Genomic DNA, 19,378 nt, shown 5'->3' with positions numbered 1-19,378 from the left:
GGTCCTACCTCCTCGCCCGCAGCCGCAGCAGGCGTTCGATCCCATCGAAGCCGGCCTGGCTGACAAGCGTGATGACCAGATAGACGACAGCCGCAATCAGATAAAAGATAAACGGATGGCGTGTGGAGTTCGCGCCGATGTAGGAAATGCGCATCAGTTCCTGAAGCCCGACCACGGAAACCAGGGCCGTGTCCTTGATCGTGGTCTGCCAGACATTGTTTATGCCTGGAACAGCTATGCGTAGCATCTGCGGGGCGATGATGCGGCGGAAGATACGGCCACCTGACAGGCCAAGGGCACGCGCGGCCTCGATGTGTCCGTTGGGGATCGACGCCAATGCGCCCCGGATCACCTCGGTCGAATAGGCGCCCGAGATCGCGCCGATGGCGATGACCGCGATGACGAACGCGTAGCCGCTTTCCGCCAGCCCGGCGTAGCCGAAAGCCGTGATGACCTTCGTGACGAATTCAACCGAACTGAAAAACAGAAGGTAGATGACGAGCAGCTCGGGAACGCCCCGCACCACGGACGTATATCCGTCCACCAGGAGCGAGAGCGGAAATATCCTGGCCCATTTGATCAGACCACAGACAACGCCAATCAGCAGCCCGGCGACCATACTGGACAAGCCCACCGCGATCGTCACGGCAGCGCCGCGCAGAATGGCCGTCACCCAACCAGCTTCCCAAACCTGCCAGAGACCGAATTCCATCTGTGTTGCTCTATTCCCAAGTGTGAACGAGGCAGTCGCATGCGCCGATCCGGCGCATGCGACGCCGCGCGTTGAAGCGCGTCAGTTGCAGGGCCTGGAAATGTCCGTCTTGAACCATTTCTTGCTGGCGTTGCCGACCGATCCATCGGCGATCAGTGCGCAAAGCGCCTTGTCGATCTTGGCCTTGAGTTCGGTGTTTTCCTGCGCGATGCCGACGCCGATGCCTTCGCCGAGCGTCGGGTCGAAGGTGCTCTTGATCTGCACGCCGACCAGCTGGAAGTTCTTGCCGTCGGGCTTGTCCAGGAAGTCCTGCAGTGCGGATTGATCGGCAAAGGCCGCGTCGATCCGGCCGCTCGCCAGGTCGATCTGCATCTGGTCAAGAGTGTCGTAGGTCTTCAGATCGGCATCCGGCGCACGCTTCTCGAGGAAGTGGGCGTGGGTCGTGCCGGCCTGCACGCCGACCTTCTTGCCCGCGAGGGATTTCAGCAGCGTGTCGACGTCGGTGACGCCTGCAAGATCCGAGCCCTTCGGGGCGACGAACATGTTGGCGAGTTCGGCGTAGCCAACGCTGAAATTGATCTCTTTCTTGCGGTCGGCGGTGATCGACATCCCCGAGATGATAACATCGAAGCGCTTGGCCTTCAGCGCCGGGATGAGGCCGTCGAAAGCCTGCACGACGAAATGGCACTTCATTTCAAGCTTGGTGCAGAGCAAAGCGCCGACATCCGCGTCGAAACCGGTGACGTTGCCGTTGGCGTCGGACATGCTCCATGGCGGATACGCGCCCTCAGTGCCGATGGACAGTTCACCTTCCGCGGCCAATGCGCTTCCTGTGCTTGCCGCAAGACATGCGAGCAATGACAAGACTTTCAATTTCATAGTCAGTTCCCCTTTTTGATGTTCGTTTTGGTAGACTTGTCCCGGCATTTGCCGGAGGCTTCGAGGGTGCGCCTTTCGCTCATAGCGTCCGGGCCAGGAACTGGCGCAGACGCTCCGAGCGCGGACTGCCAAACAGCTCCGCCGGCGCTCCCTCCTCCTCCACCTTTCCCTGGTGGAGAAACAGAATCTTGTGGGAGACCTCGCGCGCGAACTGCATCTCGTGCGTCACGAGGATCATCGTGTTTCCCTCTTCCGCCAATTGGCGGATCACCCGCAGCACCTCGCCGACCAGTTCGGGGTCGAGCGCCGATGTCGGTTCGTCGAAAAGGATGACCTTGGGGCGCATCGCAAGCGTGCGGGCAATCGCGGCACGCTGCTGCTGGCCTCCCGACAACTGGCCGGGATAATGCGCGTGCTTGTCGGAGAGCCCGACCTTCTTCAACAAGGCGTGGGCGTGGTCGACAGCCTTTTCCCTAGGCTCCTTCAAGACATGCCGTGGCGCCTCGATGATGTTTTCCAGCACCGTCATGTGCGGCCAGAGATTGAAGCTCTGAAACACCATGCCGACGTGGGCCCGAATCCGTTCGACCTGCGCCATGTCGGCGGGTCCGGCACGACCGTTCGACAGTTGCTTCATCTTGATGACTTCGCCGTCGATGGCGACCTTACCGCCGTCCGGCTGTTCCAGCAGATTGATGCAGCGCAGAAACGTGCTCTTGCCCGATCCAGACGAACCGATCATCGAAATCACCTCGCCTGCGTGGGCGGTGAGATTGACGCCTTTCAACACCAGAAGAGGACCGAATCTCTTGTGCAGGTCTTCGATTTGCACGGCTGGTATCGTGACCTTCGCCGCGGCCGCGGGAACGTGACCCGCCACTGCAATGCTGTCCGATGACAGCGTCTGTCCGCCCTGGCCGGGCTTGCTTTCCGCCACTTCGACGGCCTGCAACTCCGTCAACGCGCGATCGAAGTATCGCAGGCTGGTGGACAGGCAGGTCCGCTGCCAATCCGGATCGTCGGGGATGAAAGCACCGCGCAGCGTTGCCTTGATCCGTTTGCCGATGGCGGAATCGATCCGGCCGAAAAGATGCAGCCAGTTGTCGGCCTGGACGGCATCCATGACGGCGGCTCCGTCCAGCGTACCGCATTCCACCACGAGCGGCAGCACCCGCGCGTGCGGCATGGCCCTGACGACGGCCTCGGAGACATAACCGGTCGCGGTCGCGGCGATGCCGGTGCTGGTCGTCGCATCGGGTCCGGTGATGACCGTGGCCAGCGTCGGTCCGAAAACGGACTTGCCCCAGGCCATGCCGGGATGCTCGGAACTGGCCACCGAAAGCAGGGCTGGATAGGCATAGGGTCCGGCACCCGTGTGCAAGTCGAAGACGACGGCATGGCGCGCGCCGTCGGCAAAAGTCGACAGGATGTCGGTCAACGTCCGGTTCGACCAGACGGGGCCGGCGCCGCCATAAAACAGTCCGTCGGGAAATTCGTACTGACCGGCTTCGACGATGGCTGCCAGCCCGGCTTGTCCAAGCCTTGTTCTGGTGGCAAGAAGTTTCTCGTCGGCAGCTGTGCGATCCGGTCCTTCCCATTCCCTGTAGGCCAGCATGTGGTGGAGGCCGGCATAGCTATCGTTCTCAGGTGGTGTGCCGCCGGACCAATCGATAAAGTTGCGATTGAGATCGACGTTGTCCTCGTTGACACGACGCGACCACGCCGTTCCCCAGGGGTTGATGAGGTGGATTGCCAGGACGGCCGTTTCCGCGTCCAGCTTCCATGGGCTTTTCTGGCTGAGCCAGGCCGTCTGGCAGGCAGAGCCGAATGGGCCCTCCACGCCATGGGTACCCGAAATGAGCACGATCAGTTTTTGCGCGTCGCGCCGCCCCAACAGCGCGACATCGGTCGTAAGGACCTCACCATCCGGCCCATGCAACGGATGGACATATTCGGACAATTCCGCGCCCGCGCGCTGCGCCGCCCTGCGGAATCTGTCACGCATCGCCGAGAAGCTGGCGGCGTATGGCTGCGTCGCATGATCGTGCCGCGCCGTGGCCCCTTCAAAACGGTCAACAGCTTCGGCCAACTTGTCCGTTCCATGCAATTTCGCGATGGGGCTAGTCATTGGCGGTCTCGTTTTGACGTTGCGATCGGCGCACTTCGGAAGCAGGCGGTCCGGGACAACGGACGAACCAGCCATGGCCAGGCAGTACCTTGTCAGGGTTCATGAGTGACCGACCGTCCAGCGCCTTCTTGATCCGTTCCATCGTGGCGAGCTTGGTCTGGTCGGCCGTTGCCAGGAGCGAATGGATGCGCTTGGATCCGATACCGTGCTCGGCGGAAAAGGAGCCGCCAAGCTCGCGCAGGCCGTCATAGAGAACGCGCTCGACCGCTTCTGCCATGCGCTCGGGGAGCGGGCCCTGACGGTTCAGGATGATGTGCAAATTGCCATCCGCGAGATGCCCGAAAACATACGGGACAAGATCGGGTTCGATCGCGACAAGGCCAGCGAGGGCCCTTTCGAGATAGTCCGGAATTTCCGACAGCGGGACGGATACGTCGAACGATGGTGCGCTCGGGTGCACGCGGTAGAGGACGCTGCTGTCCTCCCGCAGCCGCCACAGATCGTTTTCCTGCCGCCGCGAGCTGGCGATGATGCCTGTCGCCTCCGGAAAGCGCTCGACGGTTTCGCAAAAGAGGCGTTCGAAATCCTCATGAAGGGCATCTTGGCGGGCGCCACCAAGCGACAGCAGGAGGAATATCGGCTGGTCGAGCGCAACACCGGGTTCTGACCAGCCATACGCCGAGGTCGCCAGCCTAAAGTAGGTATTCCACATTGCCTCGGCGGCGCGCAAATGCCCGACGCTGGATTGAAACGCCATACGGATGGTTTCGAGAGCCGCTTCGACCGAAGGCAGCCCAAAAAGTGCGGTGGCGGTTGCCTTGGGCGACGGGTCGAGCTTGACGACGACGCGGGTGACGATGCCAAGCGTTCCTTCAGCGCCGATGAAGAGATGCTTGAGGTCATAGCCAGCGGAATTCTTCACCACCCTGGTGAGGTCGCAATAGACAGAACCATCCGCCATCACCGCCTCGAGACCAAGGATCCGATGGCGCATGACGCCATTGCGAAACGCCATCATCCCACCGGCGTTGGTGGACACCATGCCGCCGATCGTCGCGGAGCCCCGCGCGGCCAGATCGATACCCGGTTCCAGACCATGGACTCTTGCTGCCGTTTGCAATTCTTCCAGGGTGACGCCGGCATCGACGACTGCAGTCCGCTCAACCGGATCGAGCCGTTCGATCCGGTTCATGCGTGCCGTCGAAAGGACGATCTCGCCAATATGCGAAATGCTTCCCCCGACAAGACCCGTCCCGCCACCGAGAGGCACCACCGGGATCTCGTACTGGCAGCAGACACGAACGACCGCGGCAACCTCATCTGTGGAGGCTGGCAACACAATGATGGCGGCGTCCTGTTCGATCGTCCCGGAGACCTCGGCGATACGCACGTTCGAAGTGCCGACGATGGTACGAAGGCTTTCAATCAGCGGAAGGGGCACCAAATTGCCGATACGTTCGTCATGGCTTGCGACCGCGGCAGCTTTCATTGGCCTGCGAGCCCCTGAAGGGTTGCGATCAGCCGGTCATTGTCGGCAGGCGAGCCGATTGTGACGCGCATATAGCGCTCATACCCGCTTTCGCGCCATGCCTTGACGATGATCCCCTGCCCAAGCAGCGAGGCCGCAAGGCGCGCACTGTCGCCGTTGCAATCGAAGAAAAGGAAATTGGTCTGCGACGGCGCAACCCGGAAGCCGAGCTCGGCAAGTGCGGCCGCGACACGCTCCCGCTCTGCTCTTGCGCGGCTGGACGACGCTCTCATCCAGCCTTCGTCAGCCAGCGCGGCGATGGCCGCGATCTGTGCCGCCCCGTTGACGTTGAACGGCGTTTTCGCGGCGGCAATCACCGCCGCGAGTTCAACGCTGGAACACAGGGCATAACCGACGCGCAGTCCGGCCAGGCCATAGGCTTTGGAAAATGTCCGAAGGACGACATAGTCGATGTCGCTGTCTCGCAAGATTTCGATGCCGTCGGGCGCGCCCGGATCGGAGAACTCGAAATAAGCCTCGTCGAGAACAAAGAGCGTTCCAGGCCGAACGGCTGCAATGAGGCGTTGCAGGGCGGCGTGGTCGAGGCCTGGTCCCACGGGATTCCAGGGCGATGAGATGAAAACGATCCTCGGCTCCTCAGCGATCGCGGCTTCGAGTGCGCGCAGATCAAATCCCATTTCTGCGGTCATGGGAATCTTGGCCACCTTGGCGCCGACCGCCAGGGGCTCGATTTCGTGCAGACCAAAGCTCGGCACCGTCGTGACAACGCAGGCGCCGGGCGAGAGTATGGCGCGCGAAATCGCAGCGATCATTTCCTCCGATCCGTTGCCGACAACGATCAGACCCGGGTCGATCGCCACTTTCTCGCCAAGTGCCGCACGCAACGCCGTGCAGGCCGGATCGGCATAGCGCCATGGCTCGAACGACGGCGATGCAAGCGCCTTCATGACAGTTGGAGAACAGCCGTCGGGATTCTCATTGCTGGCCAGCCGGGCGATGTCCTGGCGACCGCTGAGCGTGCGCGCCACCGCAATGTTCATGCCCGCATTGTATGGAGGCAACGAGGCGACATACGGATTGAAGAGAAGTTTTGACTTTGATGTGCGCGAATTTTCCAATCCAGACGTCCTTTCCGATACGCTCTTTCGGCGGATGGCATCCATCAGATATCCAGGACGACAGATCCGCGCGGCTTGGAGCAGCACAGCAACACTTCCCCTGGCTCAAGCTCGTCGAGCGGCTCTTCGAAATAGCTGACCTCACCGCTGATCAGCCGCGACTTGCACGTGCCGCAGACGCCGGCGCGGCAGCTGAATTCCGGTTCCAGGCCTTGCTCCTCGGCGAATTCGAGCAGGGATGACACACCGTCCCATGCAGCCTTGATCCCCGATTTCCGGAACTCGACCGCAACGGCTTTGCCGTCTGGCTCGATCTCCACCCTTGGTGGGGCTATGGCAGGTGTCTGCGCGACATCGAGCACCGTGGCCGGGCCGAAAAACTCGTAGGCGACGCGCGCTTTCGGCACGCCAAGGTCCCGCACGATCGCGTAGACAGCTTGCATGAAAGGCGGCGGACCGCAGAGGTAGAAGTCGTAGTCGTCGAGCGGCAAAAGACGCTGGAGCATTTCGCGCGAAACCAGGCCCTCGCTGTGGAATTTCCGGTCCGATTTGTCGCGCTCCGTCGGTGAGCGATAGCAGAAGTGAACCGTGACGCCGGGCCGTGTGGCCGCCAAGGCCGACACCTCGTCGCGCAATGCATGAACGTCCCCGTTCTCGCAGGCGTGGATGAAGACCACTCGACGATCCGATATCGAAGGATCCGGTGTCGATGAAAGGGCATGCAGCATCGAAACCATTGGCGTCAGGCCTACGCCACCGCTGAGCAGGACAACGGGCCGGCTGCTGCCGGAGTCGAGAACGAAATCGCCGCGCGGCCCTTCGGCCGACAGGACATCGCCCACTTCGATCTGGTCGTGCAGGAAGCAGGAACTCAGCCCGGCTGGTAAGCCCGCCTTGGGCGGGGCCTCCCGCTTGACGCTGATCCGGTAAGTGCCGACGACGCTCGGCGGGCCGGAGACGCTGTAGTTTCGCAGCACATAGTCCTTTGCGCCCGCCGCTTGCTTCGAAGCGGGAATGCGGAACACCAGGAACTGGCCCGGCTGGTACGGCCGCCAGCCCTGCGCCTGCACCGGTTCGAGGAGGAACGATGTGATGATCGCGCTCTCCCTGACCTTCGCGACGACTTTCAGGTCGCGAAACCCGCTTCGTTCCACACTTGCGCGGGCGGACAATGAGCTCATTCGGCCGCGGCCAATTGCTGGCTTTCGGCGGCAATGAGTTTTGAAAGATTGCGACGAAAGCGCATCGGTCCGACATCGATCTTGAGATCGAGATTGGGTGTCCGTTTGTTGGCCATGCCTTTGTGCACGGCATTCAAGACAGCGCGGTCTTCGTCGAATGCCCCGCGCACCGATGTGGCGAACTGGCGTGAGACCTCCTGGTCGGCGGGCGCGAAGTTGCGCATCTGGAACCAGTAGTATTTCGTCTGGTTCTCATCGACGGGCGTCATGAAGTTGTAGCTGTCCATGAGGAATACATCCTCATGGTACGGCTTGCCTTCGCCACCGGTACGGGCGGGCACGAAGATGGCCTTGATGATGGCGTTGCTGGGGTAGCGCACTTCGTAGTGCTGCTTGCGGTCGCAATGGCCTGAGAACTTCAGGAACGGCGCGTAGAATGGCGCTGGCTCGACATCCACCATCCAGCGCCACACGGTCACCCCGTCCGGGCCCACGGTGGTCTCGAGCGGCACGTCTTCCATCGCCGGGACACCGCCAAAAGACGACTGATGGACCCAGGAGACGTGCGACGGATCCAGCAAATTGTCAGTCATGTAGAGGTAGTTGCAATCGAGCGTCATCGACTCGCCGCGATTGACGCCCCATGCCGGATCGCCCCAGTGGTCGACTTCGAAGATCAAGGCGGGATCGGCCTTCTGCGGCTCGCCCATCCAGACCCACAGCAGGCCGTAGCGCTCGGCAATCGGATAGGAACGCACGCAGGCCACATGGGGTATCTTTTTCCGCCCCGGGCACGCGGGTGCAGGTTCCGGTGCTGTCAAAAGTCAGCCCGTGATAGCCGCACTCGACCATATCGCCCTTGATGCGACCCATAGACAGCGGCAACTTGCGATGCGGGCAGGCATCCTCAAGTGCGGCCACGACGCCGTCGGTCTTGCGATAGAGGACGATATCTTCGCCGAGGATGCGCACAGGCTTGAGCCCCTCGCCGACCTCCGCGTCCCATGCCGCTACGTACCAACAATTTCGAAGAAACATGGCGTCCTCCCGAGCTTGCGATCGCCAGACTGATAGCTCTCGGGCAGGGAGCGACAAAGGGCTTGCATCTGCGTTCTATTTTAGAAATGCTAAAACAAACCGACCCCAGGATTGTCCCCAGGTGAAGAAAGCGCTCCCCCTCCGTGCGATCGAGGCCTTCGAGGCTTTCGGCCGACGCGGCAGCGTTACCGCCGCCGCCGAAGAGCTTGGCGTTTCCGTCGGTGCGGTCAGCCAGCAAATCCGCAAGGCCGAAGATGCGCTCGGCCTCAGCTTGCTTGAACGCCGTGGCAGGAGTGTCGCGCTGACGTCCTGGGGGCGAACCTATCACGCGGCCGTTTCTTCAGGCTTCGAACAGCTTCGCGACGCGCAGCACATTGTCGAGCGGGCGCGTTCGGAAAGCGCGCTCACCATCTCTTGTCTGCCTTCGCTTGCCAGCAAATGGCTGGCGCCACGGCTTCTGGATTGGCAGACGGTCCATGCCGGAGCGACCGTGCGGCTGATCGGCGCCGAGCAAGAGCCGCGTTTTGGTGATGACCAGGTGGATTTCCGGATCTCGTACGGCGCGAAGGTTCATGAGTTCGATCACTACGCCGAGTTGTTCACGGACTGGGTGGTCCCCGCCTGCGCGCCTGGGTTGCTGGCCAACCGCCCCTTGAAGAGGCCCTCGGATATCCTTGATTTTCCCCTGCTCGGCATAGAATGGGCACGGGACCATCAATCACCGCCGAGCTGGGCGGAGTGGGCGCACGGGATTGGTGCGTCGCACCGGAGGACTTCCGGTGAAGTGGCGTTCTCATTGTCGAGTGCCGCGATCGACGCCGCGATCAATGGAAAAGGCTTTGTCCTTGCTCAATTGTCCATGGCCGCAGAGGACATTGCATCCGGCCGGCTGATCGTGCCGTTCAACGAGCGCGTGCGACTGCCCGGTGCCTATTTCCTTGCCTGGGATCGTGCGGCGCTGGACAAGCCATTCGGGCCGGAACTGCGTGCTTGGGTCGTTTCAATCTCCAAGCGGCTGGATGCTTCTTGAGCACTGAAACCGATGCCCTCGGCGACGATCTGATCAAGCGCACCAATAGCCTCGTGCAGCGCATCGTCGTGTGCAGCCGCTTGCCGGCGCTTCAAAGCGAGCCTTCGGCTCGTAAACGGCCACCTATTATTTCGTCAGTCCCCTCGACGTCGATCGACACTCCGTGCGCCCGCGAGCGGGCCGCCAAGTCCTTGATCATCTCGGCTCCCAGCGTTTCCGACGCCGGAACTGGAATGATGCGCTCATGATAATTTTTGGCGCCCAGCAGCTGCTCGCCGCCTATGATGATGGGAAGGAAGTCGATCGACTGCAGCCGGGCATCGGCATCGAAGCGGCACGTCGCCACCATGCTCTTCCAAACATCCGGCGCGCTCCATACCACTTCGCCTTCATTGAGATGGAAGAGGAAATTACCCAGCCCGAAGAAGATCGGCGCGCCGCGATAGGTCTCCACGGGCTGCAGGACGGGAGCGCCGTGACTGACGAACACGCCTGCCCCGGCATCGACACAGGCGCGCGCAAGCGACTGAACCCATGCTGGAACCTCCCGCCAGTTCGGTTCCCAATGATGATGGTGGAGGTAGGCGATGACGAAGGCACCCTCCGCGGCGGCCTGGCGGATCGCCGAGAGGTGATTTTGCAGGCTCGCCTCGTCCACCAGGATCCGGCGCCTGTTCGTCGAGGATCGGCAAAAGATCGTTCCGTAAAAATCGATCTCGTCTGCGGACTGAAGTTCAGGCGGATCGTGCGGCTGGGCATAGTTGCCCTGTTCCATTGGACTGCTTTGGAAGATGTCCTGAATGCCGGTCAGGTTTGCAAACACCTTGGGATCGACGTCAAATCGCCTCGAGACGTCGAGCCCATTCACGCCCGGCCTAGCAGGACGTCGGTCCGTCGCGTCGGCCGCGTACATGGTCGCCGGGCCGGGTCCCGCATCCATTGCGACAAGCGCCACCCGTCTCGTGCCGAAGGTTTTCACTCCCGGCCGACGCGCATCCGTGGCATCGACACCGATGCCGGCGTGAAGGAACCCTCTCTCCGCCACCTCTTCGAGCGTCGACAGAACGCCAGGTGGGCCGAGGTCGAAGGCGTGGTTGTTGGAGAGCGCCAAGGCGTTGAAGCCGATGTCCTTCAGCGCATCCAGCACCACGGGTGCCGAACAGCCGAAGTAGGAACCCTTCATCGGCCATCCTCCATGCCGGCCGAAAACCGTCGTCTCGAAATTCGTGAAGGCGATATCAGCCTGCCGGATCAGCGCCTTGATCGCGGTAAATCCAGCGTCCGAGACCTGCCGAACATCATGATGGATGAGAGATTGTCCGGTCAGAACAAGCGTGAACGGTGAAGACATTATAGCGTACCCTGGAGATGAATTTAGGGGTGGCGGCCCTCAGGCCGCCGGAAGGAGCCGGGGGCAGTCACTTCCCGGTTTGCGGGGAAATATCCACGCCGAACCACTTCAGGCTGATCTTGCCGATCGCGCCGTCCTTGACGCTCGCTTCGATGGCCTTGTCGAGGGCTTCGGCGAGATCGGTATCCTCCTTGCGAAGGCCGACGCCGACGCCGGGACCCCAGGTGCCACCTGAAAGCTGCGGGCCGAAAAACTCGACCGCCTTCCCCTCCGGCGTGTCGAGGAACTGCTTCCACACCAGACGGTCTCCCAAGCCTCCGTCGATGCGTTCGGACGTAAGGTCGAGTTTGAGATTCTCCTGGCTGTCATAGCTGCGCACCTCCGCAACATCGCCGAAGAGTTCCCGGACGACCGCCTCCGAATTGGACGAGCGAAGGACGCCAAGGGTCCTCCCCTTCAGGTTCTCTCTCAGTTTTTCGATGGTTTCCTTCTTCGCCGTGTCGATGTCCGTCAGATTCAGTTTCGCATTGATGTCACTGGGCGGCAGGCCGAGCCCCCGGCGCATGACGATCTGGTTCGGCGCCGCGGCATAGGGAATGGAGAAGGCGATCGATTTCTTGCGCTTTTCGGTGATCGACATGCCGGCGATGATCGCATCGTACTTCATCACCAGAAGACCGGGGATGATGCCGTCCCAGTCCTGGGCGACGAAGGTGCATTGCAGTTTGATCCGGGCGCAGAGTTCGTTGCCGACGTCGATGTCGAAGCCGCGAGCGCGCCGTTCTTGTCGATATAGTCCCACGGTGGTGAGGCCCCTTCCGAGGCAATCGTGATCGCCGTGCGCTCTCCGGCATGGGCGAGGCCGGCAACCAGCAGCAGAGCCGCGAGGGCGCAGGTCAGATGTCGTTTCATGTCATTCCCCTTCTTGTTGGTTTGGTCTGGATTGTTGTGTGACGTCTATCCGGCGCAGGCTCTCCCGCAGGCCGCAGGCCACGCCCGTTTCGTCTGTGTTCCAGGCACTGGCGAGCTCGGGCAGCGTGATGCGATCTGCGCAGGAAGAGCCGAGCAGGACCGCTTCATCCCCGAACGCCGCTTCGGGAACATTCGTGACATCGATGCGCAGATGTTCGAGATGGATGGGCGGCACGATGGGCGCACGCTGTCCCCTGACGAGCACCGAGGCCGAGGAATCGAGGTCGCGCGGCACGCCATGCCCCCAGCCGATCCCCAGCACCGCCATGCGCATGGCCGCGTGGTATCCCGGCAGGCCGGGAGGCGCCCCCATGCTGTCGTGGCACGTCTTGAGCGCGACGATACGCGCCTTGATCGCCGCCAGGGCCGGACGGGTGGGCAGGATGCGGCGTCCATCGCGAGAACGGGTCAATCCGAAGAGCAGTGCGCCGGGATCGACCGCATCCATGTCGAATTCCGGATGGTGAAGCAGGCTTTCGCTGCTTGAGACCATGATCGTTCCGGGAAGGCGGCCCTTTGCCCTCAGCTCTTCGAGAAGTGGCGTCAGGCGCGCAAGCTGCGCCGGTGCCGAGGAACCGGCGTCGCCGAATTCGTTGAGATGAGCATAAAGACCGTCGACGGCGACATTGCCTTCGGTGGCGCACAGATCCATCAGACCTGGGAGGTCGGAAGGAGCCACGCCGGCGCGCCAAAAACCCAGATCGACCTTCACGAAGACCTTGAGCGGCGTGCCGGTCGCAAGCCAGCCTGCCAGATCCTCTTCGCCGGAAATCGAAATCGTCAAATCGAGATTCCGGACAAGATCGACAGCGTTCGGACCAATGCCCGGATACACGAGGATGGGTTTTCCTGCCGCCGCTTTTCGTACGGCCAAAGCGTCGGCGATCGACACGACGCCGAAGGCATCGGCGCCCGCTTCGGACAAGACAGACGCGACCTTCTCCGCCCCGCATCCATAGGCGTCCTGTTTCAGGCAGGCGAAGACTTTTGTGTCGCTGCCGATTGCCGCCCGGATGGCGCGATAGTTGGAGGTGATGGCCGACAGGTCGATTTCGCGCCAGGCAGTTTCGCGGAACGGCAATGGGTCTCGACGGGGACTATTGTCCATGGGCCACCTGCTGCAGGGTGACCCGGCGCTTGTATGCCTTTGCCCGCGGCGCACCGTTCAACCAGACCTCCAGCACGTGGAAAAAGCCGGCCAGCAGGAGGGTCAGGCCTAGATAGAGCACGCCGGCGGCAATGAAGATCTCATAGGGTGCAAAGGTCTCTGAAACCAATTTTCGTGAAAGGCCGGTTATCTCCAGCAAGGTCACGGTGCTGGCGAGCGATGTCGCTTTCACGAGGCTGATAACCTCGTTGGCATAAGAGGGAAGCACGCTTCGAAAGGCGATCGGGAAGATGATCCGGCGCTTGATCTGCAACGGCGACATGCCCACCGCCTGCGCCGCCTCGATCATACCGATGGCCACGGCCTGGATGCCGCCGCGAAAAATCTCCGTCGTGTAAGCAGCGCCGTTCAGGGAAAAGGCCAGCAGGCAGCACCAGAAAGGATCACGCAGCAGGACCCACAGGACGCTCGACCGAATGGCGCCGATCTGACCGAGGCCGTAGTAGATGATGAAAAGCTGGACAAGCAGGGGCGTGCCGCGAAACACATAGGTATAGGCGAGCACAGGCCGTGAAAGCCACTTGCGAGACGATGCGCGCATGAAGGCCAGAGGTACGGCAAGGACGAGGCCTGCAAGCAGCGATGCGAATGTCAGAAGGAGCGTCAGCCGAATGCCGCTGGCAAGCGCGACCATGCTGGTGAGGAGGAGCGTGATGTCCATTACCTGGCGCCTCACCGTCCGGGAACGGCGAAACGCCGTTCGAGAAGATGGAAGATCACCAGCGCAAGACTGGTCAGCGCGAGATAGAGGGCCGATGCGGCGAGATAGAACGTCAGCGGCGCCCGTAGTGAGCCCGCGCCGATGGCGGCAACCCGCATGATATCGGTCAGCCCGACGATCGAGATCAGCGACGTTTCCTTGACCAGGGAGATCCACTGGTTGGCAAGTGCCGGCAGAGCGATGCGCAGCATCTGTGGAAGGATGACCAGCAGCCAGGTTTGCCACGGATGCAGCCCGAGCGAGCGGGCCGCCTCGATCTGTCCCGTCGGTATGCTGAGCACGGCTCCCCGGAAAATTTCTGCCGTATAGGCGCCGAAGACGATGGTAAGGGAAACGACCCCGGCGAGGAACGCGTTGACCTCGACATAGCGACCGAAGAAGGCGCTGATGGCGACCGTTCCACCGAAATAGATCAGCAGGATGATGATGAGCTCGGGCACGCCGCGAATGATCGTGGTGTAGAAACCGACCAAGCGGCTTACCGCCCTCAACCGCGACAACCGCCCCGCCGCGTAAGCAATCCGAGCGCCATGCCGAGCGCGCCGCTGACAAGCGCCAGCAGTACCGTCGTCTTCAGTCCGCTGACGAACTGCACGGCAAAACCGTCCATGCGCGAAGTTCCTTCTATCGATGTGAATCGAGAAAGCCGCGAAGATGGCTGGAGACGGGAGAGGAGAAGAATTCTTGCGGCGGACTTTCCTCTTCGATCAGCCCGCGGTGCATGAAGGCTGCCCGTGTCGATACCTCGCGCGCGAAAGCCATTTCGTGGGTGACGATCACCATGGTGCGCCCCTCTCCCGCCAGCGCTGCCATGACGCGCAGCACTTCGCCCACCAGTTCCGGGTCCAACGCCGAGGTCGGCTCGTCGAAGAGCAGCACGCGTGGCTCCATCGCCAGCGCGCGGGCAATCGCCACCCGCTGCTGCTGGCCGCCGGAGAGATGGCGCGGGTAGGCGTCCGCCTTGTCGGAGAGCCCGACCTTGGCGAGGTAGTGGCGTCCGAGATCGGCCGCTGCATCGCGCCGGATTCCCTTTACGAGGACGGGCCCTTCCGTGACATTCTCAAGCGCCGTCCTGTGAGGCCAGAGATTGAAGCTCTGGAACACCATGCCCATCGACGCTCGCACCCGCCGGACCTGACGATGGTCGGTGACGCTGGACTGGCCACCCCGCTGCGATGCAACTCGGATCGCCAGCTTCTCGCCGTGGATCCAAATGTCGCCGCGATCGGGAACTGTCAGGAGATTGAGGCACCGCAGAAGCGTGCTCTTGCCCGAGCCGCTGCTGCCAAGGATGGAGAGAATTTCGCCTGGCCGGACGTCGAGATCCACGCCACGCAGGACATCAATGCCGCCAAGCCGTTTTTCAACCCGCTCAGCACGGATACCGGGCGTCAGGGTCTGTTGGAACATCGGCTCGCTCGGCATCAGGCACTCCGCGCTGGAGACTGCGTGCCGCCGGTACGAGACATGGGAAATGCAGGACACGGCAAAGCCCTTGCTGCACGCATGGAGCGGCACCACCCTTTTGCTTTCGGTTGTCGATGTGCAGGAGCGCCCCATTGCTCCGGTGGCGCCAAGCGTCTTCGGAACGGCGTCTTGACCTCAAAATTGCCTGCGGGCCTCCAAAGGTCAATTTATAAGCCAAATTATTTTTCGATAAGCTCAGCTAATATGGTCCAACGTCATCTCAATGCGAACAACCGTCTCTGGCGCTGCGGAAGCAAATCGGCGTGGCGCAATCGGCATTCAGGTATAAGTTGATCTTTGTATGGGAAAGGCGGCAATCGGCAGCCGCACGGAAGCTTCATCATGGTCGAAATCTCGAAAACAGGCATCACACTTCGCCAGCTTCAGATCCTGCGCGAGGTCGTCAGGGCGGGCTCAGAGCGGGCTGCTGCCAAGGTGCTCGAAATCACCCAGCCGGCCGTCAGCCAGCAAATTCGGATATTGGAGGGCCTGCTCGGAGTGCAATTGTTCGTGCGTGACACGGGGCGGCTTCTCCCGACTGCCCCGACGATGACGCTTTTTCGCGATACCGACGCGACCTTCATTCAGATGGAGAGGATAGCCAAGACGGTCGCGTCCCTGAAGGGTGTCGACAGCGATACGATAAGCATCGCGGCACCGTACGTCTTCTCACTCCGACTTCTTCCGGACGCTTTCCACAAACTGAGCTCACACCTGCGGGTCGCGGGGATCGTTCTTAAGTCGGGCACCTACCCGGAAGTGGCGGACCATGTGCTGGATGGGCGCGCCGACCTCGGAATTGCGCGACTGCCTTTGGACGGCAATGTCTTCGACTGGTGCCCGGCGACGACCGCAACCAATGTTTACATCGTCCCGCGTGGCCACCGGTTCGCCTAAAAGGACATCATCAGGCCCGAAGACCTCGTCGGAGAGCCGCTTGTGGATGTCGAACCCCGGATGCAATCGCATCTCATGAATGAGAACGCCCTGCGATACATGGGGGCGGAACCGCATCTTGCGATACAGGTCGATGTCATTGGTCAAGAGGTCAGTTTCGTCGCCGCAGGTCTAGGCATTTCAAGCAGCAACACCTTTGCCGCCCGGCAATTTGCGTCTTTTCCAGTGGAAGTCCGCCCCTTTGAGCCAAGCGCCCTCTATCACTACGTCGTATTCTGGCAAAAAGGCCGACGGTTGAGCACGCTGCTTCAGGAGGCAGTGAATGTGCTCGTCGAGTGCGCGCAGGACGGGCCGGAACGTCCTGGTTTGTAAGTACGCAATATCCTGGGTTGCGAGGCGATAACGTCTTTGTCGTCAAGATCGCCACTGGCTTTTATGAGAACCCATCCATAAGCCTGCCCTCCTCGGGCGGCGTGCCTTCTTTGGTATCGGACATTCTGATCCGCTGCGAGCGGCAAGAGCGGCGACTGGGGGCCTTGATGGGATTCTAAGTCAGTCGTGCTCGGGTCGTGCGCGGCGTGGCCAGGAGCAGACTGGTTTCGCTGCCTGTTATGCCGGCTATGAGGCGGATGCGCCTCAGCACTGCATCGAAATCAGTCAGTGATGCGGTCCCGAGTTCGACAACCAGATCCCAGCGGCCATTGGTGGTATGGATGGTCGAGACTTCGGGGAAGCCGCCTAGTGCCCGCACCACGCGGTCGGCGGCATGGCCCTCAATCTCGATGAGCATGATGCCGCGGATGCGCTGATCGACGGCGTCGGCGCGCAGCACCACCGTGTAACCGATGATGTCGCCGGACCGTTCCAGCCGCTCCATGCGCGCCCTGACCGTGGCGCGCGAGACGCCAAGATCGATGGCGAGATCCGACACGCTGCGCCGCGCGTCATGTCGCAGCAAGGTCACCAGCCGTTCGTCAAGCGTATCCATCGGGCATTTCCATCGAGGTTACCATTTTGATCAGTTCTGCTGCCATTACGATAGAGAATGCTTTCCGGATTGCCAATTCTATCTATTCGTATCGCCGGCTCGCCATGATCTCCTCGCGGCTATCAGGATTTGGGCTGCGGGAAAAACAATGCGTTGCAAAATCGTCGGGGCACCGGTGCAGGACGGAGCCGGCAGAATGGGATGCGAAATGGGGCCGAGTGCGCTGAGGACCGCGGGCCTTGTTGAGGTGCTGTCCGGCCTCGGCCACGCCGTCGAGGATATGGGTGCCGTCCAAGCAATTCCGGCGCGGCGCGTCGTGCATGGCAATCTGGCGCTGAAGGCCCTGCCCGAAATATCGGCCTGGACATCCGCCATTGCCGCGGCCGCCTACGCGGCGAGCGAGGACGCCATGCCGATCTTTCTCGGCGGCGACCATTCGATCTCGGCCGGGACCGTGTCGGGCCTCGCACGCCGCGCCGCAGAGGCCGGTCGCCCGCTGTTCGTGCTGTGGCTCGATGCGCATCCGGATTTTCACACGCTCGACACCACCGCCAGCGGCAATCTGCACGGTGTTCCGCTCGCCTATGCCAGTGGCCAGCCGGGTTTCAGCGGCTATTTTCCGGATCTGCCGGCGGCGGTCGATCCCAAGCGTATCTGCACCATGGGTCTGCGCAGTGTCGACCCGGCCGAGCGCAGCGCGCTCAACCAGGCGGGCGTGACTGTGCACGACATGCGCGCCATCGACGAACACGGCATCGCGCCGCTGCTGCGCGCCTTCCTGGCGCGTGTGTCCGAGGAAGACGGGCTGCTGCATGTCAGTCTCGACGTCGACTTCCTCGATCCGTCGATTGCGCCGGCAGTCGGCACCACGGTCCCCGGCGGCGCGACGTTTCGCGAGGCGCATCTGGTGATGGAGATGCTCTCCGACAGCGGCCTTGTCTCCAGTCTGGACCTTGTCGAGTTGAACCCCTTTCTGGACGAGCGTGGCAGAACCGCGACGCTGATGGTCGACCTGACGGCGAGCCTGATGGGCCGCCGTATCATGGACCGTCCGACCCGCAGCCATTCCGGGAGCTTTTGATCATGACCGCAGCAAAGCTGAACATCGTCCCCTTCGTCAGCGTCGACCGTATGATGAAGCTGGTCATCGCCATCGGTATCGAGCGCTTCCTGACTGAACTCGCCGGCTATATCGAGGAAGACTTCCGTCGCTGGGTACTTTTCGACAAGACGCCACGCATCGCCTCGCACAGTCATGACGGCGTCATCGAGCTGATGCCGACAAGCGATGGGCGCCTCTACGGCTTCAAATATGTCAACGGCCATCCCAAGAACATGCGTCAGGGTCTGCAGACGGTCACCGCCTTCGGCGTGCTCGCCGATGTCGGCAGCGGCTACCCGATGCTGCTCACCGAAATGACCATCCTGACCGCGCTGCGCACCGCTGCAACGTCCGCTGTCGCCGCCAAATATCTGGCGCCGAGCGGCGCGCGCACAATGGCCATCATCGGCAATGGTGCGCAGTCGGAATTCCAGGCGATCGCCTTCAAGGCGCTGACCGGCGTCGATCGGCTCAGGCTCTACGACATCGATCGTTCCGCCTCGCGGAAATGCGCGAAGAACCTGGCTGGCATAGGATTTGACATCACCATCTGCGAAACCGCGCAGGAAGCGGTTGAAGGTGCAGGGATCATCACGACCGTCACCGCCGACAAGCAGTGCGCCACGATTCTCACCGACAACATGGTCGGCTCCGGCGTCCACATCAACGCCGTCGGCGGCGACTGCCCCGGCAAGACCGAACTGCACAAGGACATTCTGCTGCGCTCCGACATTTTCGTCGAGTTTCCGCCACAGACACGCGTCGAGGGCGAGATCCAGCAGCTGGATCCCAACCATCGGGTGACCGAGCTCTGGGAAGTGATCGCCGGCAAGGCGCAAGGGCGCCGAGACGCCAAGCAGATCACGCTGTTCGATTCAGTCGGCTTCGCCATCGAGGATTTTTCAGCGCTGCGCTATGTACGCGACCAGCTGCAAGCGACTGGCCTCTACGAAGAGCTCGACCTGCTTGCCGATCCCGATGAACCACGCGACCTCTATGGCATGCTGCTGAGAGCGGCCTTACAGCCGGCGGCATAACCAGGCTCGCTCAAACGCTTGGAGGGGCCTGAATCATTCCCACTCGATCGTTTCCAGCCCAGCTAGGTCATTGATCTATCTGGATTTTTCTCGCTTGCCG

General features: G+C 61.8%; 15 protein-coding genes and 4 pseudogenes. 4 read left to right on the top strand and 15 right to left on the bottom strand.

All coding sequences use genetic code 11. The features are described 5' to 3' along the window. Positions 1–4: 4 nt before the first annotated feature. The 8 genes and pseudogenes from HB778_RS21285 to HB778_RS41545 form a co-directional block, all read right to left on the bottom strand. A complete protein-coding gene (locus tag HB778_RS21285; protein WP_183456722.1) occupies positions 5–712 on the bottom strand; it encodes an ABC transporter permease in 708 nt (235 codons plus the stop codon). A gap of 81 nt (positions 713–793) precedes the next feature. Next, positions 794–1,591, bottom strand: coding sequence for a transporter substrate-binding domain-containing protein (locus HB778_RS21280; RefSeq protein ID WP_095197964.1), 798 nt, complete (start codon positions 1,589–1,591; stop codon positions 794–796). A gap of 79 nt (positions 1,592–1,670) precedes the next feature. Next, positions 1,671–3,596: a DUF2817 domain-containing protein gene (locus HB778_RS42825; protein ID WP_432421269.1), complete on the bottom strand. Its 1,926-nt coding sequence runs from the start codon at positions 3,594–3,596 to the stop codon at positions 1,671–1,673. A gap of 115 nt (positions 3,597–3,711) precedes the next feature. Continuing rightward, the gene (locus HB778_RS21270) at positions 3,712–5,208 is read right to left on the bottom strand and encodes an FAD-binding oxidoreductase (protein WP_183456718.1); all 1,497 of its coding nucleotides are present in this window, start codon (positions 5,206–5,208) and stop codon (positions 3,712–3,714) included. Beyond that, positions 5,205–6,248, bottom strand: a complete 1,044-nt coding sequence (locus HB778_RS21265; protein WP_244661551.1) for an aminotransferase class I/II-fold pyridoxal phosphate-dependent enzyme — start codon at positions 6,246–6,248, stop codon at positions 5,205–5,207. Before HB778_RS21265 ends, HB778_RS21270 begins: the two co-directional genes overlap by 4 nt. A 122-nt stretch (positions 6,249–6,370) precedes the next feature. After that, positions 6,371–7,507 (bottom strand): 2Fe-2S iron-sulfur cluster-binding protein, encoded by a 1,137-nt coding sequence (locus tag HB778_RS21260; RefSeq protein WP_183456714.1) that lies wholly within the window; start codon positions 7,505–7,507, stop codon positions 6,371–6,373. Beyond that, positions 7,504–8,265 carry an aromatic ring-hydroxylating dioxygenase subunit alpha gene (locus HB778_RS21255; protein WP_244661550.1) on the bottom strand — a complete coding sequence of 254 codons (762 nt, stop codon included), beginning with the start codon at positions 8,263–8,265 and terminating at the stop codon, positions 7,504–7,506. Before HB778_RS21255 ends, HB778_RS21260 begins: the two co-directional genes overlap by 4 nt. Before the next feature lie 79 nt (positions 8,266–8,344). Continuing rightward, positions 8,345–8,545, bottom strand: a pseudogene (locus HB778_RS41545) (Rieske 2Fe-2S domain-containing protein); the annotation flags it as partial. On the opposite strand from HB778_RS41545, the gene HB778_RS21250 reads away from it, so the two are divergent. Then, positions 8,544–9,575, top strand: a complete 1,032-nt coding sequence (locus HB778_RS21250; RefSeq protein WP_183456712.1) for a LysR substrate-binding domain-containing protein — start codon at positions 8,544–8,546, stop codon at positions 9,573–9,575. The pseudogene HB778_RS41545 and the gene HB778_RS21250 overlap by 2 nt on opposite strands. A 91-nt stretch (positions 9,576–9,666) precedes the next feature. Here HB778_RS21250 and HB778_RS21245 read toward each other — a convergent pair whose 3' ends face one another. The 6 genes and pseudogenes from HB778_RS21245 to HB778_RS21220 form a co-directional block, all read right to left on the bottom strand. Then, positions 9,667–10,926: a CapA family protein gene (locus HB778_RS21245; RefSeq protein ID WP_183456710.1), complete on the bottom strand. Its 1,260-nt coding sequence runs from the start codon at positions 10,924–10,926 to the stop codon at positions 9,667–9,669. A 67-nt stretch (positions 10,927–10,993) separates the two neighbouring features. Beyond that, positions 10,994–11,838, bottom strand: a pseudogene (locus tag HB778_RS21240) (transporter substrate-binding domain-containing protein). A 1-nt stretch (position 11,839) separates the two neighbouring features. Further along, positions 11,840–12,979, bottom strand: a complete 1,140-nt coding sequence (alr, locus tag HB778_RS21235) for an alanine racemase (protein WP_183456708.1) — start codon at positions 12,977–12,979, stop codon at positions 11,840–11,842. Between the two features lie 16 nt (positions 12,980–12,995). Beyond that, complete coding sequence (locus HB778_RS21230; RefSeq protein WP_183456706.1) at positions 12,996–13,727, bottom strand: ABC transporter permease; 732 nt, start codon at positions 13,725–13,727, stop codon at positions 12,996–12,998. An 11-nt stretch (positions 13,728–13,738) separates the two neighbouring features. Further along, a pseudogene (locus tag HB778_RS21225) lies at positions 13,739–14,397 on the bottom strand (ABC transporter permease). A gap of 14 nt (positions 14,398–14,411) precedes the next feature. Further along, on the bottom strand, positions 14,412–15,212 hold the full coding sequence (locus HB778_RS21220) for an amino acid ABC transporter ATP-binding protein (protein WP_280515921.1): 801 nt from the start codon (positions 15,210–15,212) through the stop codon (positions 14,412–14,414). Between the two features lie 384 nt (positions 15,213–15,596). Between HB778_RS21220 and HB778_RS21215 the strand changes: the two are divergent. Beyond that, positions 15,597–16,523, top strand: a pseudogene (locus HB778_RS21215) (LysR family transcriptional regulator). Positions 16,524–16,698: 175 nt separating this feature from the next. Here HB778_RS21215 and HB778_RS21210 read toward each other — a convergent pair. Beyond that, positions 16,699–17,139, bottom strand: a complete 441-nt coding sequence (locus HB778_RS21210; protein WP_095197976.1) for an Lrp/AsnC family transcriptional regulator — start codon at positions 17,137–17,139, stop codon at positions 16,699–16,701. A 148-nt stretch (positions 17,140–17,287) separates the two neighbouring features. Here HB778_RS21210 and rocF point away from each other — a divergent pair, with 148 nt between their 5' ends. Both rocF and HB778_RS21200 read left to right on the top strand, forming a co-directional pair. Continuing rightward, the gene (gene rocF, locus HB778_RS21205) at positions 17,288–18,220 is read left to right on the top strand and encodes an arginase (RefSeq protein WP_183456702.1); all 933 of its coding nucleotides are present in this window, start codon (positions 17,288–17,290) and stop codon (positions 18,218–18,220) included. A 2-nt stretch (positions 18,221–18,222) separates the two neighbouring features. After that, a complete protein-coding gene (locus HB778_RS21200; RefSeq protein WP_183456700.1) occupies positions 18,223–19,278 on the top strand; it encodes an ornithine cyclodeaminase in 1,056 nt (351 codons plus the stop codon). The last annotated feature ends 100 nt before the right edge of the window (positions 19,279–19,378 follow it).

This window comes from Mesorhizobium huakuii (genome assembly GCF_014189455.1).
Taxonomy (GTDB): domain Bacteria; phylum Pseudomonadota; class Alphaproteobacteria; order Rhizobiales; family Rhizobiaceae; genus Mesorhizobium; species Mesorhizobium huakuii_A.
Note: the sequence above shows the minus strand (reverse complement) of the source record. Positions and strands in the feature narration are given on the sequence as shown.